Source organism: Paenibacillus sp. FSL H7-0326 (genome assembly GCF_001955535.1).
Taxonomy (GTDB): domain Bacteria; phylum Bacillota; class Bacilli; order Paenibacillales; family Paenibacillaceae; genus Paenibacillus; species Paenibacillus shunpengii.
In genome coordinates, this window is the sequence record NZ_MPVN01000001.1 from 1,452,100 (window position 1) to 1,474,500 (window position 22,401).

The following is a 22,401-nucleotide window of genomic DNA, read 5'->3' on the forward strand; positions in this document are numbered from 1 at the left end:
ACTATTCGGGTAGACTTTTTTTGAATAAATTTTAAAGCGACTTACTTATTCTCATAACTCATCCTAAATCAGTGTCTGCCGGGAGCTATGCTTAGGATGGATTATTCAGATTTGGGTTATACCTTCTTCTTCAAAAATCGCACAATTATCTATAACCAACAAAGGCTGTAATCCTAACTTTTTTATAATTATGTCCACAACAAAAAAGCCGAAGCTGCTCATAATTGACAGCTCCGGATTCTTTTTCTCTTATCTAGGTATTCATTTAAGAGTTCAATATCTGATAAATTTTCTCCATATCCAAGTTCGTTCTTACCACATCCGCTACCCGATCAAATTCCTCAACTTTTCGCTCCTTCGCCGAGAAGGTCGAAATAACAGGAGAGAGTCCCTTCCGGATTCGAACCTGATCCAGCCAGGACCTGCGCAGAGCATCGTTCTCAAATAATCCATGTAAATAGGTTCCCCACACCATACCATCCGATCTAACTAGACCTTCTGAATGAGATGAAGCATACGTACAAGAGTCGAAGGAAGCCTGCAGATCACTTGCAGCAGTGTCCGTTTCGGTTAGTCTGAACAACTCGTCATAGCTATAATTAACTTGATCTTGGTCCAGTCGCTCAGAAACTCCCATATGAATTTCATAAGCCTCAATCGGAGCTTCATTGCTGGTTGGGTCCGTACTTGCCAGTGGCAGTCTCTGTCCATCCGTCAGCATTCCAATCACTCTGATCGTTCGCTTTTCCTTCAAAAATGAAGTCCTGATGGGCAGCAGTCCAAGCCCTGCTTCTTCCTGTACACCACTCTCTACCGCATAAGGATCGGAGAGCGAGTAACCCAGCATTTGATAACCGCCGCAAATCCCGACGATCTGGGTATGATGCTTTTCCAATAGCCTGTATAAGGCATGATCCAGTCCTCTCTGCTTCAGGAACTGAAGATCACTGATTGTATCCTTCGTGCCTGGCAGAATGACAATATCCGGTGTGCCCAGCTCTTCGGCAGAATTCACATAACGAAGGGTAATATCCGGCTCCCAGCGCAGCGGATCAAAATCTGTGAAGTTTGAGATGCGCGGGTAACGAATGACGACGATATCCACTTCCTTCTCCTGCTGCTTCTTATACTGCAGCTCGTCGAGCACAACCGAATCCTCAGCTTCAATCCGCAGATCCTGAATATAGGGAAGCACGCCCAGTACCGGAATACCTGTACGAGCCTCGAGCCAGTCCAGCCCAGGCTTCAGGAGAGCAAGGTCTCCGCGGAATTTGTTAATGATAAAGCCTTTGATCCGCTGGACCTCATGAGGTTCAAGCAGCTCAAGTGTACCTACGATGGACGCGAATACCCCTCCCCGATCAATATCGGAAATGAGGATCACCGGTGCATCTGCCCAGCCTGCAAGATTCATATTGACGATGTCACGATCCTTCAGATTGATCTCTGCCGGACTTCCCGCCCCTTCCATCAGGACGATGTCATACTCTGCACGTAATCGATCTAGCGCCTCCAGCACGATTCTTTTCGCTGTGGGAAGGAACTTCATGCGGTAATCCATCGCACTCATCTGCATAGCAGGCACGCCGTGAACGACGATCTGAGAATGCATATCCTTGACTGGCTTAATAAGAATCGGGTTCATGTCTGTTGTGGCCGGAATCTCACACGCCTCTGCCTGTACTCCCTGGGCTCTTCCGATCTCCTTACCGTCCAGCGTTACATAGGAATTAAGCGCCATATTTTGCGATTTGTACGGAGCAGGCTGGTATCCATCCTGCAGGAATATACGGCATAGCGCTGTTGTTACGATGCTTTTTCCAACGTCTGAAGCCGTGCCCTGCAGCATGAGAACAGCTCCATTTTTCGGCTTATGCTCATCATTACTTTGTTCAAGTTCCGTGTTCATGTCTGTCATAACGATATGTCTCCCCCTAACCTGCGATATGCATAACGATAGTCAGCATCAGCAGACCGACTGTCTCCAGCCCTTCATTCAGTGCTCCATATGTATCCCCGGTTAATCCCCCAAGACGTGCGCTCATTCGATCAGCGGCCAGCCTTCCGATCACCCACATGACAATCGGAACGGCGATGAAGGCCATCAGCACCGAAGCCTGTGTAACGTATAACACATTCGACGAATGAACAATTAAGCTAAGAATCCCCAATAAAACAATAGATATCACGGTTGCACATCCCAGCGATTGCTTATAATAACGGGCAAGGATGTTGCCAAACATCGCTGCAAGCCCTTCTCCCGCCCGGGCAGAAGGATATCTCAATATCGCATACACCATGAAGAACCTGCTCCATATGAGAGGCAGGATGGCGAGTCCCATCATCATAGGCTGATGAATAATGCTGACAAGCAAGGAGGCTTTAAGCATCAGCAGCAGCACACAGGCGATGACACCCATCGCTCCAACCCGGCTGTCCTTCATAATCTCCAGCATGCGCTCTCTTGAACGGTAGCTGAGAAGCGCATCTGCTGAATCCATCCATCCGTCCAAATGCAGTCCACCGGTAAGCCATACCCAGACGACCAGCGTCACAATGGAAGCAGGCAGGGCCGGCAGCAAGAACCCTGACACGATAGCTGCCACCCATACGGTAAGTCCAATGCAAACGCCAACGAATGGATAATAAACCGTACTTTTTTGCATCAGTTCAGGTGTAAAATCAAGATTCATCCTCACTGGAAAACGGGATAAAAATTGAAAAGCGGCTGCCGCCGCCTTTACTTCATCCTTCATACTTTGTACTCCTTGCTCTTCAGTTCAATGGCAATGCCTGCAGTGACCAGAAACACCTCTTCACTCACCGCTGCCATTCGCTGATTCAATATTCCGGCCATATCCCGGTACAACCGTCCCAGCGGATATTCCGGCACTATGCCGTCTCCTACTTCATTGGTGACAAGAATGATAAGACCCGGATAAGTTCGAACACTGCTTACCAGCCTGTCCATTTCCTGCAGTATAGCATCATGGCCCTCGGCTTCCTTCAGCAATATCATATTGGACAGCCACAAGGTCAGGCAGTCCAGTAGTATCGTTGGTGCCGGGTAAGTCGCTTGTCCAATGCTCTCCAGTGTATCCGCAACTTCGATCGGCTCTTCAATAGTATGCCACAGGTAGGCTTCGTCAGAGCGCTGAAGACGGTGTGCTGTGATACGCTGCTCCATCTCTTCATCAAAGGCCTGTGCTGTTGCCAGATAGATCGCTTCCGATGAACGGCTCATACAGAGCTTCTCCGCAAATGTGCTCTTCCCGCTGCGCGCGCCACCAGTTACAAGTATGATCATGGCTTGCTCTCCTCGGGATCCAGATCCGCATGACTACCGGAAATGCCTGCACTTGTGAATGTCGCCATCTCCTTCATGATTCGGGATGCAGCTTCAATAATATGCAGACAGAGTACACCGCCTGTGCCTTCGCCGAGACGCATGTCCAGATGAATCATAGGTGATAGGTTCAGCTCCTCCAGCAGACCTGCATGTCCCCGCTCCTCCGACTTATGTGAGGCAATCATATAATGTATGGACAGAGGGGCGAGTCTTGCAGCTATCAGCGCCGCGGTTGTAGAAATGTAGCCGTCAATAACCACAGGACATTTTAATGCACTCGCAGCAAGGATAACACCGGTTAGCCCAGCAATATCAAGTCCACCCACCTTCGCGAGTACATCCAGCGGATCGTTTGAATCGGGACGGTTCAGCTCAATTGCCTTCTTTATTACTTGCTCTTTGTGCTTCAGACGCGTATCGTCAATTCCTGTTCCCCTGCCTGTAGCAGCTTCCACTTGAATTCCAGTCAGTACGCTGGTTACTGCGGCGCTCGGCGTCGTGTTTCCAATCCCCATTTCACCTGTGACAAAGAGTCGAATCCCTCTGTCATACGCATCCTTTACGACCTCAATTCCTGCAAGAATGGCTGTCACGGCTTCCTCTCTGCTCATAGCAGGACCATGCGCCATATTTGATGTTCCTTTACGAACAGATCGCTGAACCAGCTCAGGATGCTCAATGTCTCCATTGATCCCGATGTTTACGCATATAACGTCTGCAGCGGCCTGACGGGCAAGAACGTTCACCGCGGCTCCGCCGGCAAGAAAATTATGTACCATCTGCTGAGTTACGACGGCCGGAAATGCACTGACTCCTTCTTCCACCACACCATGATCTGCTGCCATGACTATGACCGCTTTACGGTCATAGGAGACATGGGTCTCTCCCGTAATTCCTGCCAGCCGAACAACCAGCTCTTCTATTTTGCCCAGGCTTCCCGGCGGCTTGGTCAGCTGATCCAAATGCGCAGCTGCGGCCTGCTCAGCTGATGAGTCAAGCGGCCGAATTTGCTGTATCCAATCCATCAATATTTGTTCTCTCTCCATCTCCACGCACTTCCTTTATGCTGAATCCTCTTTTTTAATAGATTATAACGAAAAAAGGGCATCCACTTCAAAAGGATTTAACTAGAAACCCTTCTTATTGAAATGCTGCCCTTGTAGCGATGCCGCTCTTATATAGAGCCTAGTCTTTTTTCTTAAGCAAGAATTGAGGAAGCTCATGTTGTGGATGACGAATCATGACGGGATCAACCTGAAACAGACTTCTTAAATGCTCTTCTGTGACACATTCATCCGGGCTCCCTTGCATGAAGCTCTCCCCTGCCCGAAGTCCATAAATACTGTCGCAAAAAAGTGAAGCCAGATTGAGGTCGTGCAATACAGCGACAATGGTAATACCGGTTCTTCGGCGCCAATCTGCAAGCAGTTCCATGAACTGGAGCTGATAATGGATATCGAGATAGGTTGTCGGCTCATCCAGCAGCAATATTTCCGGCTCCTGAGCCATTACCTTGGCGAGTGCCACCCTCTGTCTCTGACCTCCGCTTAATTCCGTAAGCAGACGATCGGCAAAAGGAGACAGCTCAAGCTGCTCAAGTACGCGATCCACTACTTCTTCTCCATCGGATTGATCCCGTCCCAGCCAGTCCTGATAAGGATACCTGCCCATGGCTACAACATCTCGTACAGAATAATCAATTTCAGGCAGCCCGTCCTGCTGCAATACAGCAATAAGCCGGGATAACGCCCGCCTGCTGTATTCTTTAACCGGCTTGCCTTTGATCAGAATAGAGCCGGAGCTCGGAGCTAGGACACCGGACAGCAAGTGAAGCAGTGTCGATTTGCCGCTGCCATTGGGCCCTACGATACCCCACCATTCTCCTGAATGAACCGTAAAATCGATATTGCGAAGTGCCATATGGTCTCCATAGGCTTTGGCCGCAGACTTCACTTCCAGCACCGGAGCGGAGGTACGAGCTGACGCGGTCAAGTCCTGTGAAGATTTCTGCTGCTCTGCCTGAATCCGTGAGTTCATCTCATTCCTCCCCTTCGCAGTTTCTTGCTTCGGTGCAGCAGGTAAGCGAAGAACGGTGCTCCTACAAATGCAGTGACGACTCCGAGCGGGATCTCTACCGGTGCAAGAATCGTTCTCGCCCCCATATCAGCCCATGCCAGGAAGATGCCTCCCATGATCGCGGATAACGGAATAAGGAGACGATAATCCGGCCCAACTAATAAACGAAGCATATGCGGAATCACAAGCCCGACAAATCCAATGACTCCAGCTACCGATACAGCAGCAGCCGTCAACAAGGTAGCAACAATTAGAACAGAGAGCTTAAGCCACTCTACCTTGACTCCCAAATGTGCTGCCTGCCGCTCACCCAGCGCAAGCAGATTAAGCGCCCTTCCCCGGCTCCATAGAAACACAATCCCAATGATCAAGTACGGAAAAAGGATGGCCGTATATGACCATCCTCGTAAGCTGAGGCTGCCCATGGTCCAGAATAGTATCTGATTCACTGTATCCTTGGACATGGCTGTTAAGAAGGACACAAACGCTCCGAGGAAGGACTGCATAATTACACCGGATAGAATCAGGCTGTGCGTCGGAATCCTGCCGCCTTCACTGGCAAGCGCGAGCACCGCCCACAACGTAATGATCCCTGTGACAAAGGCAACCAGAGGCAGCATCCATTCTCCAAGAATCGCATACTGCAATCCAAAATAGATCATGACTGCTGCTCCAACCGATGCACCGGAGGATACACCGAGTGTATACGGATCTGCCAGCGGATTGCGCAGCACGCCCTGGAAGGCAGCTCCTGCCGTGGCCAGTGCTGCCCCCACCAGCATACCGAGCAGTACTCGGGGAAGCCGAACCTTCATAATAATTTGCTCCGAGGAAGGATTCCAGATCGGATCAATCGGTTCTGAAACCCAAGGCAAATGATTGACCAGGATTCCCACAATATGGCGAACAGGCAGATCTACTGCCCCGATCGCCAGACACAGGAGCAGAGTCAGCACAAGCAGGAGACCGCCGGCAATTCCGTATCCTGCTAGTTTTGTTTTCATTGAAAGAGGTCCGGATAGATCGCTTCCGCTACCACTTTCAGGCCTTCGGTTACACGCGGACCTGGACGGCTGAGCAGATTGGCGTCAATGGAGATAACGGCATCTTCTTTAATAGCCGTAATTTCGTTCCAGCCATCACGAGCTGTGATGATTTGATCCAGTGTTTGATTGTTATCATCGATAACATCGCTTGCGTACAGAATCACGTCAGGATTGGCTTGAATGATCTTCTCTTCACTGATTTCATTCCAGCCCTCTGTATCTCCTGCTACATTGACTCCACCAGCAAGAGTAATCACTTCATCCATAAATTCGCCTTTGCCTACCGTCCAGCCTGGAGAGAATTCAACGTACACTTGCTTCTTCTCTTCATCTGACAGTGCAGCTACTTTATCCGACACTTCCTGAATATCAGCTTTCATTTGATCTACCACTTCTGCAGCTTCGGCTTGGCGATCTGTAATCTGACCGTAGACTTCGATATTCTTCATAACATCATCGATGGTTTTAGGATCTGTTTTGAAGATGACGATGCCAAGATCGCGCAATTTTTGCACTGCTGCTTCATCCATGGAGATTCCTGAAAACACGATATCCGGCTCAGCCGCGATAATCGCTTCAGCATTGGGTTCATACAAGCTTCCCATTTTGGGCTTGGAGGCTGCAGCTTCGGGATAATCGTCAAAATCAGATACACCTACAATTTGCTCCTCAAGTCCAATGGCGAAGAGGGACTCTGTTTCTGCGGGTGATACGGACACGATTTTGGCCGGCGCTTGTTCAAATGTAAAGGATTCTCCAGTCGCATCTGTTAAGGTCAGCGGATATTCGGTCTTACTCGAAGCTTCCTCGCTGTCATTATTCGTCTCTGATCCTTGATCGGCTGCTTGTCCTGCTTCCTGCTGCGCAGCTTGTCCCGTCCCTTCAGACGTTTCCGTTTCGGTGCCGCATGCAGCAAGCATCATTGCCATCATTAATGTAAGCAGTAAGGATAATACGCTTTTTTTCATTTTGTTCATGACTCTCTCCCTTTCAGATCTGGTTAACCCGTAATAAATTGTTTCAAAGCTTAGCCCATAACCTATCCACCTGACTTCCAATCCATAGCAAAAAAACCTTGGTCCTTAAGCCAGGATCAAGGTTTACGTCTCGCACTGCCCCTTAAAAATGGGCATAGAACATCGCAAAACGTATCCTTTCCTCGAAGGATCGCACGCTTCATTCCGACAAGGCAGGTCTCCTGACTCACCAGGTTTGATATAGCTGGACAGCTGCCCTTCCCATTTCTCACATAAGAAACAGTGGATATAACGCTGTCTGCCCCTGGTATACAGTGGCGGGACCGTGCCGGATTTGCACCGGCTTCCCTTTTAACCTGAGCAGCTCTATTAACGTCATTCGCTGCCAGGACCTTGTCGGCTATTATTCGTTTGTTAATGTATAAATCTTTATCGATTCATGATTATACATACTTGTTCAAGTGTATGGAGGCCTTAACTTCTGTTGTTGATTATAGGGGAAAGGCTGTATTTCTACAACCCAAGTTTTCCCTTGAAAATAAGGAACGCCAACTCTGAATTACTTAATTCAGAATTTCTCCACTCAGCTGTCCTGCTTGAAGTCGGAGCCGCAGTACCTGCATTTCTCCTGGACCAGGCATGGCGGAGTTGAAATCTCTGTCTTGTACATAGGCTGATACAAGCTGTCTGATGACGCCGCCATGCGTAATGATAAGCACCTTCGGATAGGCCATCTTCATACTTATTTGGGTGCCGCCGGATGAAAGATCCACCCCATCCTTGTTCTCCAGAATCGGCAGCAGCCTGCTCTCGACAAATTGAGATATTCGCCCCTCGAAGGCAGTAAAAGGCTCTGCACCCGGCGGCGTAATCCGCTCCGGATGATCGATCCAGCTTCGATATGTAGGGTTGTCCTTAAGCATGTCATAGGTAGATCCTTCCCAATCACCAAAGTGATACTCGCGGATCCGGTGATCCCTCACAGCCTTACTGACGAGATGCGGCGCAATGATCTGAAGGGATTGCATTGCACGAACTAGATCACTGATGTACACATACTGAAATGCCAGCTCCTCTTGCTTAATCTTGAGCTGGAGCGCCTTCAATTCAGCTGCGGCATTACGATGAAGAGGCACATCGGTATGCCCCAAATATCTTTTTTCCATATTCCATAACGTTCTTCCGTGTCTGACGAGATATAGGTCAAGCCCAGAATTCATCTCCACCACATCCATTCGATACCGATGATGGATAGAACAGATATAATGGCACAGAGGATCAATACAAACAAACTGGATGACACAAACATCATTGTAATGCTTGTCTTGATATGTGCAGCCTCAAGCGTATGATATGGCTTGCCCATATAAGCTCGAAACGATTCCACACCGTGATATACGTTAACCCCCCCGAGCCGTATTCCGATAGCACCTGCGACCGCCGATTCAGGGTATCCACCGTTCGGACTGGGGTGCTTGCTTGCATCCTCCTTCACTGTTCGAATGCTATTCTCAACATGCAGCCCTAGTATACGAGCCGAAGCAAACAGCAGCAGTGCGGAAATACGAGCAGGCAAATAGTTAGCTGCATCATCAAGCCGGGCGGAGGCTTTGCCAAGGTAGAAATATTTCTCGTTCTTGTACCCTACCATCGAATCCAGTGTATTGACTGCACGGTACGCCATCGCTAGAGGAGCACCGCCGATCAGAGCATAGAATAAGGGAGATATAATGGCATCCACAATATTTTCCGCAATCGTCTCTACCGTTCCGCGGACAATTTCCGGTTCATCCAGATGGTGAGTGTCCCGGCCTACAATCATGCCAAGTGACCTCCTGGCTTCCGGGAGCTGTCGGTTTCTTAAATGCTTATATACCTCCATTCCCGCCTCCTTCAGCCCCTTGGCTGCAATCGTGCTTGCGATCAGAACGATCTCGGCGGCAATGGCAAGATAAGGATGAACGAACGAAAGCAGCTTGAGCACCGCCCAAGTGATGAGAAAAGAACCGCCTACGATGACAATCGGAAACAGGAAGCCTGCAAACAGTAATCCCTTATTTGAAGTCACTTTGGAGCGGATTGATTTCTCAAGTAGTGATATCGCTTTGCCCATGCCAATCACCGGATGGGGAATCCATTTCGGATCACCGATGATCCGGTCAAGAATATAAGCGCAGAAAAGAATGAGAGCCAGGGTCATCCTGCCGCCTCCTCTCCAGCGAGCAGACTCTCGGTAACCGTCGCATATACGAGCCGTCCGATGCAGGAGCCAAGCTCTGTAGCTGTGCCTGCATAAGCATGAATTTTGTCCGGCGTGCTTCCATCTGGTTCAAATCCGCTGACACCAAGAACAACGGCATCTGTTGTTGTCCCCGTCGCGATCATTCCGTTCTCAGCATCCCTGACTCCGAGATCCTGCAGGGCGCAAGCCTTTGCTTCGACTGCAGTTTGCAGCGCATTGACCATGGCATAGGAAGTCAGCTCACCGGCAATAAACAGCATCGTATTAATCGTGCCTGGAGAATAGGCTGCGGGAAAAACAGTCCTTGGAGACGCCGCTCTGGCTGCATTGCCGGCTCCCGCTGTCGTGCAGCAGAAGACGACGGCATGGTCGGTACTTTCCTCTATAACAGAAACATGTGCTAGCTTCACTGCTGTCAGCAGACCGGCGGTGCCTGATGCAGGAAGCTTCCATTTTTTTAAACGCGCTTCAATCTCTGCTGCAGGATGATCTGACGTAAAATGCTTATCTACATATATATTGACTGCACGATCAATCCGGCTCATGCCTCCACCGTAAACACTGCTCGACAGCGATTGAACCGTCTGAGGTGATTCCACAAGCAAATACGCATTGTCGTACTTCGTTAGCTTGAGGCCAGGCCAGAGTGTGGAGGAATAAATATCTGGAATAGCCTGGTTAGAAGCGAACTTGTGCAAAAAAGGTGTTGTCATTATCTATTGCTCCCCCAATAATAATCGCAGCACTTCAAGAAACCGGCTATTGTCCTGCCGCCCCTTCACCGCAATCCGAACGGATTTGTCGCCCAGCCCTGTATACATGGCACAGTTTCGAATAAGAATACCCTGCTTTCCCATCGCCTCTTGCAGAGACTCGGCGTTCCAGCCGTCCGGTGTCTCCAGCAGCAAGTAATTGGCCACACCCGGATAGACCTGAAAGCCAAGGGCAGGCAATTCGGACATTAGCCGGTTTCGCTCCTCTTTAATGCAAGCCTGGGTCTGCTCTTCGTATGCGCTATTTTCCATAAGACAAGCCTCACCTGCGAGCAGAGCCAGTCCGTTTACACTCCAGGTTACCTGTTTTCTCGACATCGCCGATATTATATCAGGGTGGCCTATCGCGTACCCAAGACGAAGTCCCGGGATTGCATAAAATTTCGTCATGGAATGAATGACAATGACGTTCGGGTACGGCTCCAAGGAGTCCGTCAGTGTCTCACGCTCATGCTCGGGTATGAAATCGATAAAGGCTTCGTCAATTACAACCTTGACATCCCGGTCTCTAGCATAAACAGCAATCGCTTCCAGCTCGCTTCGGGCATATTGCACTCCGTTCGGATTGTTTGGCTGACCGATAAATAGCAGCTCTACCCTATCGAGAAGCTCCAAGATTGCTGACAGCTCGGCTCGATAATTCAGCTCTTTATGTCCATATATGTATTCTATCCGGCTGCCGTACTGTGCTGCCAGCTGCCGATACTCCGAAAATCCCGGTTCAATGGTGCCTACTGCTGCAGGTGTAAATGCCTGAATAATAAGCGCCATACACTCCGCAGCCCCGTTGCCGATCAGAAGCTGGTCATCCGACAACTTCAGCTTGGCTGCAAGCTTGTGTTTAAGACTGCGGTGCCCCGGATCGGGATAGCGAAGGATGTGATGCATCCCTTCTGTGAGTGCTCGTGTGACCGCAGGAGGCGGGCCAAGCGGATTGATATTGGCACTGTAGTCGAGGAAGTCCGCTGGTAACCGTCCGTATTTCACTGCTGCGGTCTCTACGTCACCGCCATGTCCATAAACCTCTATCACAGGTGTTCCTTCCTTTCTGCTCATGCTTGTTATCTGTAATCGTGCAAAATTTTACGAGTTATTTTTTGCATATCGTATCCAATATAATGCAAATGTTCCGAGACCGTCCGCGTAACGTATCTAATATAATGCAAATGACCCGAGACCATGTCGGCGTATCGTATCAAATATAACGCAACCGTTACGCGTCATCTTTTCCAATTATAATGGAAATGCTCCGAGTCATCTTTTACGCGTAACGTATCCAATTTAATGCAAAATATCCGCGACCATGTCCGCGTATCTTTTCCATTATGAAGCTACAAAAATCACCCGTCAACGGCAATTCCTTTTGTGTCGCACACCCAATTCGTTTACAATAGGGATGGAGTGTTTCAAGACACCAAGGCCTCAGGCTTACAGGCCTGTCCTTGCCTACATATTTGAACTACTTAAATTGGAGGAATAGACCATGCTGTTTATTGACAACCAAGGGATTACAGACCCGCGCATTAATCTCGCCATCGAGGAATATGCCCTCAAGCATTTATCCCTGGATGAGAGCTACCTGTTGTTCTACATTAACGCGCCATCCATCATCATCGGCAAGCACCAGAACACCATTGAAGAAATTAATCAGGAATATGTGCAGGAGCATGGCGTACAGGTCGTCAGAAGACTGTCTGGCGGCGGTGCGGTGTACCACGACCTTGGCAACCTGAACTTCAGCTTCATCACCAAGGATGACGGCAACTCGTTCCACAACTTCCGCAAATTCACGCAGCCGGTGGTTGAGGCACTGCACAGCCTTGGCGTGAATGCAGAGCTTACAGGACGTAACGATCTTCAAGTCGGCGAGCAAAAAATATCCGGCAATGCACAGTTTGCCACTCGCGGCCGCATGTTCAGCCACGGTACCCTGATGTTTGACCTTAACTTGGAGAACGTTGCCGCTTCCCTCAAGGTCAATCCAGAGAAGTTCAAATCCAAGAGCACCAAGTCTGTTCGCAGCCGTGTAGCTAACATCAGCTCCCTGATGGATCGAGAGATGACCATTGTAGAATTCCGCGAGGAATTGCTTCGACATATTTTTGGCATGGAAGCAAATGAAGTTCCTGAGTACAAGCTGACCGAGCAGGACTGGGAGAAGATCCACGAAATTTCCAAGGAACGCTACCAGAACTGGGATTGGAACTATGGCTTGTCTCCCGAGAGCAATGTGAAGCATTCCAAGAAGTTCCCGGTCGGCATTATCGATCTGCGTATGAATATTAAGGAAGGCCGTATCGAGGACATCAAGATCTACGGTGATTTCTTCGGGGTAGGCGATGTGGCTGATATCGAGAATCTGCTCCGCGGCAAGCGTTATGAAGAACAAGAAGTACGTGAAGCACTTAAGGATACAGATATTAAACATTACTTCGGCAATCTGGAATTCGATGATTTCATTGGTCTGGTATTCCTGGAGGAGTAGACCTGCCTAACTGCCCCACTAAATATAGATATAACTGAGGAGAGAGAAGCCATGACTTACAAGCTGATTGCCATCGATATCGATGACACACTCATTAATGACGAGAAGGAAGTTACGAATCCCACACAAAAAGCACTTGAGGCTGCGGTGGCCAAGGATGTCGTGGTTACACTCGCAACAGGACGCGCTTACGCTTCTGCACAAGCAATTGCCCGTCAGACTGGGCTTAATGTACCGATCATTACGTACCAGGGAGCTCTAATCAAGAATCTGATGGACGAAAAAGTACTGTATGAGCGCTATGTTCCAATGGAAGCTGCTCGTAAGCTCTATGAGTACTGCCTGGAGCACAACCTGCACCTGCAGACTTATATTGACGACAAGCTGTATTCCCGTGAAGAGAATGAGAAGCTGGTTGATTACTGCAAACTGAACAAAACGCCGTACTACATTGAAGCTGATTTTATAAAAATGATTGAACAACCAGCACCTAAGCTGCTGATCATTGATGATCCTGATTATCTGGACAAAGTGGCTGTAGATCTGCGCGAGCTGCTCGGTCCTGAAGTGCATATTACCAAGTCCAAGCCGCATTTCCTTGAAATCATGCATCATGAAGGAACCAAGGGACATGCGCTGACTTTCCTCGCGGATCATTTTAACGTTGATCTTAAGGATACCATTGCAGTAGGCGATTCCTGGAATGATCATGAGATGCTTGAAGCGGCGGGCCTTGGTGTAGCGATGGGGAATGCCATTCCTGCGCTGAAAGAAATTGCGGGCTATGTTACGCTGAGCAACAATGAGGATGGCGTGAAGCATGTCATTGAGAAGTTCATTCTAGAGGCTTAGATCCATATAGACAACAAATAACCCGGCTGCTTACAAGCATAGTCCTGTACTATGCAGTAAGGCATCCGGGTATTTTATTTTCCATACCTCACTCTATACATTGGTTTATCTATTAATCACCTTATCCACCAAACCGTAGGCTACAGCTTCTTCTGCTGTCATAAAATGATCACGATCGGTATCCTTCTCAATGCGCTCGATCGGCTGTCCTGTGGACTCGGCAAGAATCCGGTTAAGCAGCTCTCGATGCCTGAGGATTCGATCAGCTTGAATCCGAATGTCAGAGGCCTGACCTCGGCTGCCGCCATGCGGCTGGTGAATCATGATCTCGCTGTTCGGCAAAGCGAAGCGCTTCCCCTTGGTTCCAGCGGTTAGCAGCATTGCGCCAAAGCTTGCCGCCATCCCTGTGCATATAGTCGATACATCAGGTTCAATAAATTTCATTGTGTCGTAGATAGAGAATCCTGCGGTTACGGAGCCCCCAGGGCTGTTAATATAGAGTTGTATGTCCTTCTTCGGATCTTCTGCTGTCAAGAATAGCAGCTGGGCCACGATCAAATTTGCCATTTGATCTTCAATCTCACCCGAGACCATAATAATCCGGTCCTTAAGGAGCCTGGAGTAAATATCGTAGCTGCGCTCCCCCCGGCTTGTTTGCTCCACTACATAAGGAATGGTTGGCATTTACGCTTCTCTCCTTTTTTCTATGCCACCATCTCTATCCGTGAGATTAGCTGCAGGCTGTCACACCATGCAGTTGTAAGCTGAGGAGCTGTGCCGCTGTGCATCTTCAGCCCAAGTACTTGACTCGTCACCATCACCACATCTGCTGCGCCGCCAAGTCCCAGCTGTATGATACCCTCCGTGTCACCTGCACGAAAAGCACCAAGGTAATCTCTTAGAAGCTCTGCATCCTCTTCCGACACGGGGTTCATCAAGACGCCAGGTTCATCCGCTTCTAGCTGTCGCTGTCTCTCTTCTGCGATGACCTCTCTTGCCCGGCGAAGTGCAGCCTTTACCGCTCCTTCCGTAGAATCGAGCAAATCAGCGGTCTCTCTCGCCTTATAGCTGAATAGCTCACAGAGAATGTATATTGTCCGCTGCCAGTCCGTCAGCTGTGTCAAGAGCACCTGAAAAGCCTCTTCTACAGCCAGGCCATCACCAAGCTCTTGATGAGAGCAGACATACTGCTCCTGTATCTCACCCAGCAGCTCTCTCCGCCTTGCTTCCTTACGCAAGCTATCAACCCATACATTATGCGCTGAACGGATCAGATAACCCTCCATCGAATAACCTTCACTTTTACTCAAATCCGCGGCATGCGGCAGTATTCTGACATAAACCTCCTGGCACAAATCCTCAGCATCCTCTTTTGATCCGGTTAGAGACAGGCAGTATTTATACAGGGATAACATCATGCTTCTCGTTAATAACGAAGTTTGTAAATGGTCGTCACCATCTGCACACTTCAGATACATCCTGTAGGGTTCGGATCTGACAAAGGCCATCATTCGGGGCCCCCCTTTGTTTAGTCCTTATAAGTACTTATACTGTGAAGACGTCTGAGACCGCCAGAAAGATACGCAAAAAACATATCTAAAAAAACAAAATACATGAATGCCTGTCGGTATATTAGGCTGCATGCGTAATCGTAGCATATTTGCATTCTAATACTTTATCAGATGTCTCTAATTGTCATTCGTATTTATGTTGTCACACTGCTTCTGTCTGCTTCGTTTTTCCGCTGACTTCTAAGCTGGATCCACTCTGTTAATGTATGCCAATTCGCCATTATTAGGCCGCCAATGATGATCATCGACCCGATTGCCGTCAGTAGGGTTACATGCTCTCCATAAAATATCATTCCGACACCAAGGGCAATCATGGGAGAGATATAGAGCCAAGTCGAGGGAAACAGCGGTCCTGTCTTGGTCACCAGGAAATAAAACAGACTGTGTCCAATCATAGAGCCAAATATCGTCAAATAGAGAACAGAGCCCGCTGCCCCAGACGACAATAGCACATGCGGATCAGGCTGTTCTGTGATAAAGGATATGATCAGCAGCATAAGTCCGCCATACAGCATTTGAGCGGCGTTTACGGCAAGGGACGAATATTCGCTCAGTTTGGACCTCGTTGCTCCGGAATATACAGAGCCTGATGCATAGAACACCTCACCAATCAGCACCGCGCAGGCACCTGCAAGCCACATTCCCCCCGCCTGTATCGTCAGTTCGGGAACCAGGATAAGAATAACGCCGACAAACGCCGTTAAACAGCCGAGTAAAGAGAGCGCTGAGGCTTTCTTCTTGAGAACCCATGTCTGAATTCCGATGATCATGATTGGTCCGGTAGCAGACAATACGGCAGCCACGCCTGAACTGATATATTGTTCTCCATAGTATAGCCCTGCAAAGGTCATAAAGGTTAAACAGCTGCCAATAATCATCACTTCTTTACGCAGCAGCAGCTTGATGCTTGTTTTTCGTCTCCATAGACACCATATGAACAAGAGTGCGCCTGCGAGACAGAATCTCACCCCTGCCGCAAAAAACGGTGGGACCCCTGCATCATTTCCTATTTTGATCGCCAGAAAGGTCGTACCAAAAATTAAACACATGCTCATGTAAGCAATTAATAATCGCATTCTACTCCAGCCTCCTCGTCTATTGCCACATTGTAATCGAAGTGGAATAGAACAGAAGGCACAGAATAGAACAGTTGATGGTCATAATATCGTACAATGGAAGAAAGGCATGAGTGGATGAGGTGGATAAGATGAAAAATAAACGCTCGGAGTTTCTCACAAAGGAACCTTTATCACAGCAAGTATACGACTATGTTCATCTGAGAATTGAGCGGGGAGATTATGCTCCGAATGACCGGCTTCCTTCTGTGCGCTCGCTCGCAGAGCAGTTTGGCGTGCATCGACTGACCGTATTTAAGTCGTATCAGCAGCTCGTTAAGGAACAATTTATATATGCTAAAGATCGATCAGGTTATTATGTGTGCCCGCGTCCTGCAGTGAAATTGACTTCACCACCGGATAAGGTGTTTACGAATGCTATAGATTCAGCAGATGTACTCCATTTACATCAGAAGAGGAATCAAGAACAGATACATACAGCTCAGCCCCTGCACTCAGCCGCAAGCCAGCTGACACAAGTGGACTCGCTGCCTTTTCTGTCACTGACCCGGCGGACTCATGTGTTATCAGCGCTGCATCAGCAGGACGTGCAGTATCAGTTCTCCAAGGCCCTGATTGACCCCTCTCTGCTTCCCAATACGTATATGTCGGAGTATGTCAAACAGGTGTTTGATATGTATCCCAAGCTGCTCGGCACCTATTCCACGGTTCAAGGGGACTTCCAGCTCCGTGAGGTCATGGCAGAGTACTTTAACGCACGGCACCATATGTCCTTGTCACCAGAGGATATTCTCGTCACGTCCGGAGCCACGCAGGCCATTGATCTGGCAGCACGGATGCTGATTAAGCCAGGCGATGTCGTTCTCGTCGAGAGACCCACTTACAGTACGGCAATTGATATTTTTCGGCAGGCTGGTGCACGCATCGTCACTGTAGAGATGCGGCCAGACGGATATGATATGGAGCAGCTTGAGCATACCATTGTAGAATCACGCCCGCGGCTTATGTATGTGAACCCGACTTATCATAACCCGACGGGATATGTTCTCCCAGAGGAGAAGCGTAAACTGCTCATAGAGCTTGCTGAACAGTACCAGTTCATTATTGCAGAAGATGATACGACGTATGATATGTATTTTGCAGATGAGCCTCCTCCTCCGATCTACAGCTATGATACGGAAGGGGTCGTCATGTACATTCGCAGCTTCAGCAAGTATGTAGCCCCAGGTCTTCGCATTGCCTTCGTGTTATGCAAGCCATGGCTCATGAAGGAAGCGCTGACTCTCAAATCCCTGACAGACGGCGGTTCTCCGCTGCTCGGCCAGAAAATTTTTGAGCACTACTTCACTTCCTCCCGTATGCAGACCCATATGGAGAAGCTGCGAATTGCGCTTAGCTTGCGAAAAGAGAAGATGGAGCAAATGCTGACAGCGGCCGACTGGCAGTGGATCAGCCCGGAAGGGGGACTCGACCTGTGGGTTCAGCTTCCTGCTCATATGAATGCAATCGCCCTGCTTGAGAAGAGCCTTGAACAGTCAGTTGCCTTTGTCCCAGGTCCCTTCTGCGATCCACTTCCGCAAGGCTCAGAAGCTTATATCCGGCTCAGCTATTGTTATACGAGCGAGAAACAGATTGAAGAGGGAATGGAGCGACTGCTGATCGCATACGCGAATCTTCTCTAGCAGCAGGGTTACTATACCGAATCGTAAGCGCGGTGGCTGGATCGAGCTTCTTCACGATAAAATATGTGTCATTCCTGTCTCGGCAAGTGTGATGTCCGGCATAAGATCATACTTCTGCCGGAGATCCACATCATGAGACATATGAGTGAAGATGGTTTGCTTCGGTTTTATCTGCCGAAGCAGCTCCTGTGCTTCCAGCATGTCATATACAGAACGAGTATGGAACTCCGCCAGCTCATGATAAAAGCTTGTCCCGAGCACTAACAGATCCAGATGATAGAGCTGCTGCCTTTCCTGTTCATTCAGATTGATGGAATCCGAGCAATAAACCCAGCGGTAACCATCCTTCTCGAGGCGGTATGCGTAGGAATAACCATTCTTTCCATGGTTGACCTTCCAGGTCCGGATCTGATAGCCGGCGAGCTCAACACCTGAATCGCAGGGCTGCATTTTGATATGCCGAGACAGCCAGGGAAACTGTGACTGGATCGTTTCAAGTACCTCCTGCGGGGCGTACATCTCCCCTTTTTCCCCGAGCCACCTGCAGGCATCTGCCCATTCAGGCAGTCCACCGATATGATCAAAGTGAGGATGCGTAACCAGCATCGTTCGCAGCTGACGCTTGCCCAGCAGCTCCATCTGGTGCACGAAATCCGGACCACCGTCAATCATGAACTCTCCATCTGATCCATGCACCAGCACTGAGGAACGGTATCTGCGGTTGATTCCCGTTGTCCTCGCCTCCATACATACCTCACAGTCACAGTATAGCCTTGGAACTCCCATCGCATCTCCTGTGCCCAGGAACGTTAGTTTATCTGGTATCGTCATATACTGTCATGTCCTTTCTGCCGATGCATAAGCTTTATCTCTTATCACATTCCCCGGAGCCTTAAAGTCAGCTCTTTATGACCGTCTGCCGTATCTTTCTCATCTGCTATATGCCAATTGGACGCAAGCGCTTTTCTAAGCTTTTCTGCCTGCTCTCCAGTAAGGATAAGCCCGTCTACAAGACCCTCCGCTGCATTAAAATCAATTCCTGGCTTCAGATCAAATGTAATCGCAATCCAATTTTTAAGTCCATTGTTGGTATTGAACGTGATGCGATACCCTTCCTGAACGGCCCGCTCAAGCTCCTCCCCGTGCTCCTTCGCATACGAGAGAAAAGTCTCGTAAGTATAATGTTCACGTTCTGCTTGGCTAAAAGCCGCCAGATCCCCGGTGCGTATCGCTGCTAGTACGTCTTCGTCTGTAACGCCGTAATGACGCGCATTCTCCAATAGGATTGCGGAATATTGAGACAATTTAACTTGATCTGTCATGGTTGATGCACCCCTGAATTATGTCGTAAATGATGCCGTACATTTAATTTATTGCATACTGATTTCTATCCTATTATAAAATGACTGAGGGCTAATTATAAAGCTTCAGCCATGACTTCCAGCATTCTTGAATAAAAAGCAAAGACGAATCGTTGCCAATTGAACAAAATAAAACCCTGTACGCATCATACGTCAGGGTATAAGAACAGCTTGCTATCTGATTGATATCCTAGCAGAGTGATGTCTAGATCGTTATCGGCATTGGATCACGCTTCAAACTATTTTCCACCATCCAGTTGTCCTGATCATTAAACAGATATGCTCGATGCACAAGCATACGAACCTCCTGGCCAACGGAGAGGGTCTCTTTCTCAAGAGAACGATAAGTAATCAGCCGATGCTTGCCTACCGTGACTTCGACAAGCCACTCGCTCCCACGGAAATGAAGTGCTCTTACAACGCCTTTCTCCGTGGCAGATAGAAGTGTGAACTCATTCTCTTTGCCCACTTCGATATATTCAGGACGAATGAGAGCCTTCGCGTCATTCGAAACAGCCTCGATATCAAACCCTTTCAGTTCACGCGCATGCTCGACAATAGTGGACTCTCCGATAAACGAAGCGACGAATGGTGTTTCCGGGCGCTTGTAAATATCCCAAGGTGTTCCCTTCTGCTCCAATGCCCCTTGATTAATGATCATGATCTCATCCGCTACTTCTATAGCCTCATCCTGGTCGTGAGTAACGAAGATCGAAGTGATTCCAACCCGCTCAATCAATTCACGCAGCCATGAACGGAGCTCCTGTCTGATCTTCGCATCAATCGCCGCAAAAGGCTCATCAAGCAGCAGCAGCTGCGGCTCAGGCGCCAGCGCTCTTGCAAAGGCAACACGCTGTCTCTGTCCCCCGGATAATTGATGAGGATAACGCTTCTCAAAGCCGCTTAGGCCTGTAAGCTCTACAAGCTCCATCACCCGATCATGAATCTGTGCCTTCGATTGCTTTTTGACCTTAAGTCCAAACGCAATATTCTCAAACACGGTCATATGTTTAAACAGCGCATAGCTCTGAAAAACAAAGCCGATTCCCCGTTCCTGTGGAGGAAGGTCGTTAACGAGCTGTCCATGGAAACGGATTTCACCTGCGTCCGGATGCTCAAGACCGGCTAATATGCGCAAGATCGAAGTTTTACCTCCACCACTCGGTCCAAGCAAACCGATAAGATGACCTTTTTCAATATCAAAGGAAACATCCTTAACCGCATGGAAATTCCCAAAATGTTTGTTCAACCCACGGACTTCAACGTGCATATTTCCCCATCCCCCAATATATTCCCTAGAAAATCGCTAGGAATTACTTTATTTGATACTTTACCAAATATAAGGGGATTACGTCAATCATTTAAAGTTGATAATTAGGCGAGACAAGCACTTTCACCTTTTACCGTTATGACAATGCAACGTTATGACATTTCACCGCTCTGAAGTGTGTAAGCGTGAATAGGCCTTATTATTTTATTTATTGACTTATTTCACAGATAGTGAGGCGGCTCAACTGTATAATATAGATTGCATAACGGCTGCCTTTGCCACAATGATGATCACCATGACTAAATTCTGTTGCACATAATTTTAACGTGGGAAATGGCTTCTTGTCTTACGTCCTCGAATGGAGAACGATCTTGAATATAATAAGAAATGAAACCGTGAATTGATAAAAACATACTGTGAGGTAATTTCAGCTTTTGTTCCGGCGTATATTCCTGATCATTCATATGATAGCGGATAATGGTTGCGAATAACTCATAACATCGGTTCTGTTCTGCTCGGCAATAGGCCAGCAGCTCTTCATCCCGAATCATAAACATAATTTCGTACTGATAAGGATTCTCCAGTCCAAACCGGATAAATTCCATCATGACATGCTCAGGCTTAGACAATCCTTCACTTGATTCTCTAGCCATGGCTTGCAGCAGCATCTGCCCCAGATGATTGAAATCCTCAATCACAATCGCGTAAAACAGTTCTGCTTTTTCCTTGAAGTGATAATATAAAGAACCATGACTGTACCCTAGATGCTGTCCTATACTACGCATGGATATTGAACGATAGCCCTTTGTCACGAATAGATGCCTCGCCGCTTCCAATATTCGTTCCCTTGACAACTCCTGTTCCACTGCTCTTCTAGCCATATCTTATTCCCCTTCAATAAAATAAAGCTGCTGTCCCTCCGTGATTACAGATTGACCTTGTGTTAAATCGATCACAAAATCTTTAAAATGCTCTGCTTCACTATCGACCGGAAGACATGTCAGCCTGACTTTGTCAGTAAATGTTGTTTCACCCATCCGAGTCTCTCTGCCTCTAAGCTCGTTCTCCACTTTTCCTAGCCACGTGTAATCAATCTCTACAAACACTTCGCGATGCAGCACCTTCGTAATGGCTTCACCGGCTTCAATGGCAGCAACCGCACCGTCTGTATAAGCACGAATAAGGCCGCCTGCACCAAGCATGATTCCGCCAAAATATCGAGTCACAACGATGGCGACATTCTTAAGCCCCTGGTTCTTGATCACCTCCAGTATAGGTTTACCTGCCGTTCCGCTTGGTTCGCCGTCATCGGACTGCTTCTGAATCTCATCACGCTCACCGATCATATAAGCAGAACAGTTATGCGTGGCATTCCAATGCTTTTTCTTGATCTCTTCGATAAATGAAACTGCTTCCTCCTCGGTCTCCACCGGCTTGATATGGCCAATGAACCGCGATTTCTTGATCACAATTTCCTTATCTCCCGGCATTCGAACCGTACGGTAACGCTCAATCATCATTTCTACTACCTTTCTGCTAGCACAACTAGATTTATATTTTTAAGAAAGCAGCTCATCCAAATGCGGGTGAACTGCTTTCTTAGTTAAACACGTAAATTACATATATGTCTGATACGCTTAA

22 protein-coding genes and 1 riboswitch are annotated in these 22,401 nt (G+C 48.3%); of the genes, 3 read left to right on the forward strand and 19 right to left on the reverse strand.

Going from position 1 to position 22,401, the window contains the following annotated elements; translation table 11 throughout:
• Window positions 1-265 precede the first annotated feature (265 nt).
• The 11 genes from BK126_RS07165 to cobD form a co-directional block, all read right to left on the reverse strand.
• On the reverse strand, window positions 266-1,909 hold the full coding sequence (locus BK126_RS07165; RefSeq protein WP_076312584.1) for a cobyric acid synthase: 1,644 nt from the start codon (window positions 1,907-1,909) through the stop codon (window positions 266-268).
• Window positions 1,910-1,934: 25 nt separating this feature from the next.
• Window positions 1,935-2,756, reverse strand: coding sequence for an adenosylcobinamide-GDP ribazoletransferase (gene cobS, locus BK126_RS07170; protein ID WP_076311918.1), 822 nt, complete (start codon window positions 2,754-2,756; stop codon window positions 1,935-1,937).
• Window positions 2,753-3,307 carry a bifunctional adenosylcobinamide kinase/adenosylcobinamide-phosphate guanylyltransferase gene (cobU, locus tag BK126_RS07175; protein WP_076311919.1) on the reverse strand — a complete coding sequence of 185 codons (555 nt, stop codon included), beginning with the start codon at window positions 3,305-3,307 and terminating at the stop codon, window positions 2,753-2,755. Before cobU ends, cobS begins: the two co-directional genes overlap by 4 nt.
• Complete coding sequence (gene cobT / locus BK126_RS07180; protein WP_083655753.1) at window positions 3,304-4,395, reverse strand: nicotinate-nucleotide--dimethylbenzimidazole phosphoribosyltransferase; 1,092 nt, start codon at window positions 4,393-4,395, stop codon at window positions 3,304-3,306. Before cobT ends, cobU begins: the two co-directional genes overlap by 4 nt.
• 139 nt (window positions 4,396-4,534) lie before the next feature.
• Window positions 4,535-5,386 (reverse strand): ABC transporter ATP-binding protein, encoded by an 852-nt coding sequence (locus BK126_RS07185; RefSeq protein WP_083655754.1) that lies wholly within the window; start codon window positions 5,384-5,386, stop codon window positions 4,535-4,537.
• Window positions 5,383-6,429, reverse strand: coding sequence for a FecCD family ABC transporter permease (locus tag BK126_RS07190; RefSeq protein WP_076311920.1), 1,047 nt, complete (start codon window positions 6,427-6,429; stop codon window positions 5,383-5,385). The genes BK126_RS07185 and BK126_RS07190 overlap by 4 nt, the downstream gene beginning before the upstream one ends.
• Complete coding sequence (locus tag BK126_RS07195; RefSeq protein ID WP_076311921.1) at window positions 6,426-7,448, reverse strand: ABC transporter substrate-binding protein; 1,023 nt, start codon at window positions 7,446-7,448, stop codon at window positions 6,426-6,428. Before BK126_RS07195 ends, BK126_RS07190 begins: the two co-directional genes overlap by 4 nt.
• A gap of 194 nt (window positions 7,449-7,642) precedes the next feature.
• A riboswitch (cobalamin riboswitch) is annotated at window positions 7,643-7,859 on the reverse strand.
• 152 nt (window positions 7,860-8,011) lie between these two features.
• On the reverse strand, window positions 8,012-8,668 hold the full coding sequence (locus BK126_RS07200; RefSeq protein WP_076311922.1) for a histidine phosphatase family protein: 657 nt from the start codon (window positions 8,666-8,668) through the stop codon (window positions 8,012-8,014).
• Window positions 8,665-9,648 carry an adenosylcobinamide-phosphate synthase CbiB gene (cbiB, locus tag BK126_RS07205; RefSeq protein ID WP_076311923.1) on the reverse strand — a complete coding sequence of 328 codons (984 nt, stop codon included), beginning with the start codon at window positions 9,646-9,648 and terminating at the stop codon, window positions 8,665-8,667. The genes BK126_RS07200 and cbiB overlap by 4 nt, the downstream gene beginning before the upstream one ends.
• Window positions 9,645-10,403: an adenosylcobinamide amidohydrolase gene (locus BK126_RS07210; protein ID WP_076311924.1), complete on the reverse strand. Its 759-nt coding sequence runs from the start codon at window positions 10,401-10,403 to the stop codon at window positions 9,645-9,647. Before BK126_RS07210 ends, cbiB begins: the two co-directional genes overlap by 4 nt.
• 3 nt (window positions 10,404-10,406) lie before the next feature.
• Window positions 10,407-11,495, reverse strand: coding sequence for a threonine-phosphate decarboxylase CobD (gene cobD / locus BK126_RS07215; protein WP_256702735.1), 1,089 nt, complete (start codon window positions 11,493-11,495; stop codon window positions 10,407-10,409).
• Between the two features lie 451 nt (window positions 11,496-11,946).
• Here cobD and lplA point away from each other — a divergent pair, with 451 nt between their 5' ends.
• Together lplA and BK126_RS07225 are read left to right on the forward strand one after the other, a co-directional pair.
• The gene (lplA, locus tag BK126_RS07220) at window positions 11,947-12,948 is read left to right on the forward strand and encodes a lipoate--protein ligase (protein WP_076311926.1); all 1,002 of its coding nucleotides are present in this window, start codon (window positions 11,947-11,949) and stop codon (window positions 12,946-12,948) included.
• 51 nt (window positions 12,949-12,999) lie between these two features.
• A complete protein-coding gene (locus BK126_RS07225; protein ID WP_076311927.1) occupies window positions 13,000-13,800 on the forward strand; it encodes a Cof-type HAD-IIB family hydrolase in 801 nt (266 codons plus the stop codon).
• 105 nt (window positions 13,801-13,905) lie between these two features.
• Here BK126_RS07225 and clpP read toward each other — a convergent pair whose 3' ends face one another.
• From clpP to BK126_RS07240, 3 genes are all read right to left on the reverse strand, one after another.
• A complete protein-coding gene (gene clpP, locus BK126_RS07230; RefSeq protein WP_076311928.1) occupies window positions 13,906-14,484 on the reverse strand; it encodes an ATP-dependent Clp endopeptidase proteolytic subunit ClpP in 579 nt (192 codons plus the stop codon).
• 20 nt (window positions 14,485-14,504) lie between these two features.
• Entirely contained in the window at window positions 14,505-15,311 is an 807-nt protein-coding gene (locus BK126_RS07235; RefSeq protein WP_076311929.1) for an RNA polymerase sigma factor, read from the reverse strand.
• A gap of 194 nt (window positions 15,312-15,505) precedes the next feature.
• Window positions 15,506-16,447: a DMT family transporter gene (locus tag BK126_RS07240; RefSeq protein ID WP_076311930.1), complete on the reverse strand. Its 942-nt coding sequence runs from the start codon at window positions 16,445-16,447 to the stop codon at window positions 15,506-15,508.
• 131 nt (window positions 16,448-16,578) lie between these two features.
• On the opposite strand from BK126_RS07240, the gene BK126_RS07245 reads away from it, so the two are divergent.
• Window positions 16,579-18,129 (forward strand): aminotransferase-like domain-containing protein, encoded by a 1,551-nt coding sequence (locus BK126_RS07245; protein ID WP_143757691.1) that lies wholly within the window; start codon window positions 16,579-16,581, stop codon window positions 18,127-18,129.
• 51 nt (window positions 18,130-18,180) lie between these two features.
• Here the strand turns inward: BK126_RS07245 and BK126_RS07250 are convergent, their stop codons facing one another.
• From BK126_RS07250 to BK126_RS07270, 5 genes are all read right to left on the reverse strand, one after another.
• The gene (locus BK126_RS07250; RefSeq protein ID WP_076311932.1) at window positions 18,181-18,960 is read right to left on the reverse strand and encodes an MBL fold metallo-hydrolase; all 780 of its coding nucleotides are present in this window, start codon (window positions 18,958-18,960) and stop codon (window positions 18,181-18,183) included.
• Window positions 18,961-19,004: 44 nt separating this feature from the next.
• On the reverse strand, window positions 19,005-19,451 hold the full coding sequence (locus tag BK126_RS07255; RefSeq protein WP_076311933.1) for a hypothetical protein: 447 nt from the start codon (window positions 19,449-19,451) through the stop codon (window positions 19,005-19,007).
• Between the two features lie 244 nt (window positions 19,452-19,695).
• Window positions 19,696-20,760 (reverse strand): sulfate/molybdate ABC transporter ATP-binding protein, encoded by a 1,065-nt coding sequence (locus tag BK126_RS07260; RefSeq protein WP_076311934.1) that lies wholly within the window; start codon window positions 20,758-20,760, stop codon window positions 19,696-19,698.
• A 299-nt stretch (window positions 20,761-21,059) separates the two neighbouring features.
• On the reverse strand, window positions 21,060-21,641 hold the full coding sequence (locus tag BK126_RS07265) for a TetR/AcrR family transcriptional regulator (RefSeq protein WP_047912100.1): 582 nt from the start codon (window positions 21,639-21,641) through the stop codon (window positions 21,060-21,062).
• A gap of 3 nt (window positions 21,642-21,644) precedes the next feature.
• The gene (locus tag BK126_RS07270) at window positions 21,645-22,277 is read right to left on the reverse strand and encodes a YigZ family protein (protein ID WP_076311935.1); all 633 of its coding nucleotides are present in this window, start codon (window positions 22,275-22,277) and stop codon (window positions 21,645-21,647) included.
• Window positions 22,278-22,401 lie beyond the last annotated feature (124 nt).

Bases quoted from the DNA above. Each gene is read 5' to 3' on its own strand.
- BK126_RS07165 (WP_076312584.1), bottom strand. From the start codon at position 1,909: ATGAACACGGAACTTGAACAAAGTAATGATGAGCATAAGCCGAAAAAT.
- cobS (WP_076311918.1), bottom strand. From the start codon at position 2,756: ATGAAGGATGAAGTAAAGGCGGCGGCAGCCGCTTTTCAATTTTTATCC.
- cobU (WP_076311919.1), bottom strand. From the start codon at position 3,307: ATGATCATACTTGTAACTGGTGGCGCGCGCAGCGGGAAGAGCACATTT.
- cobT (WP_083655753.1), bottom strand. From the start codon at position 4,395: ATGGAGAGAGAACAAATATTGATGGATTGGATACAGCAAATTCGGCCG.
- BK126_RS07185 (WP_083655754.1), bottom strand. From the start codon at position 5,386: ATGAACTCACGGATTCAGGCAGAGCAGCAGAAATCTTCACAGGACTTG.
- BK126_RS07190 (WP_076311920.1), bottom strand. From the start codon at position 6,429: ATGAAAACAAAACTAGCAGGATACGGAATTGCCGGCGGTCTCCTGCTT.
- BK126_RS07195 (WP_076311921.1), bottom strand. From the start codon at position 7,448: ATGAACAAAATGAAAAAAAGCGTATTATCCTTACTGCTTACATTAATG.
- BK126_RS07200 (WP_076311922.1), bottom strand. From the start codon at position 8,668: ATGAATTCTGGGCTTGACCTATATCTCGTCAGACACGGAAGAACGTTA.
- cbiB (WP_076311923.1), bottom strand. From the start codon at position 9,648: ATGACCCTGGCTCTCATTCTTTTCTGCGCTTATATTCTTGACCGGATC.
- BK126_RS07210 (WP_076311924.1), bottom strand. From the start codon at position 10,403: ATGACAACACCTTTTTTGCACAAGTTCGCTTCTAACCAGGCTATTCCA.
- lplA (WP_076311926.1), top strand. From the start codon at position 11,947: ATGCTGTTTATTGACAACCAAGGGATTACAGACCCGCGCATTAATCTC.
- BK126_RS07225 (WP_076311927.1), top strand. From the start codon at position 13,000: ATGACTTACAAGCTGATTGCCATCGATATCGATGACACACTCATTAAT.
- clpP (WP_076311928.1), bottom strand. From the start codon at position 14,484: ATGCCAACCATTCCTTATGTAGTGGAGCAAACAAGCCGGGGGGAGCGC.
- BK126_RS07235 (WP_076311929.1), bottom strand. From the start codon at position 15,311: ATGATGGCCTTTGTCAGATCCGAACCCTACAGGATGTATCTGAAGTGT.
- BK126_RS07240 (WP_076311930.1), bottom strand. From the start codon at position 16,447: ATGCGATTATTAATTGCTTACATGAGCATGTGTTTAATTTTTGGTACG.
- BK126_RS07245 (WP_143757691.1), top strand. From the start codon at position 16,579: ATGAAAAATAAACGCTCGGAGTTTCTCACAAAGGAACCTTTATCACAG.
- BK126_RS07250 (WP_076311932.1), bottom strand. From the start codon at position 18,960: ATGACGATACCAGATAAACTAACGTTCCTGGGCACAGGAGATGCGATG.
- BK126_RS07255 (WP_076311933.1), bottom strand. From the start codon at position 19,451: ATGACAGATCAAGTTAAATTGTCTCAATATTCCGCAATCCTATTGGAG.
- BK126_RS07260 (WP_076311934.1), bottom strand. From the start codon at position 20,760: ATGCACGTTGAAGTCCGTGGGTTGAACAAACATTTTGGGAATTTCCAT.
- BK126_RS07265 (WP_047912100.1), bottom strand. From the start codon at position 21,641: ATGGCTAGAAGAGCAGTGGAACAGGAGTTGTCAAGGGAACGAATATTG.
- BK126_RS07270 (WP_076311935.1), bottom strand. From the start codon at position 22,277: ATGATTGAGCGTTACCGTACGGTTCGAATGCCGGGAGATAAGGAAATT.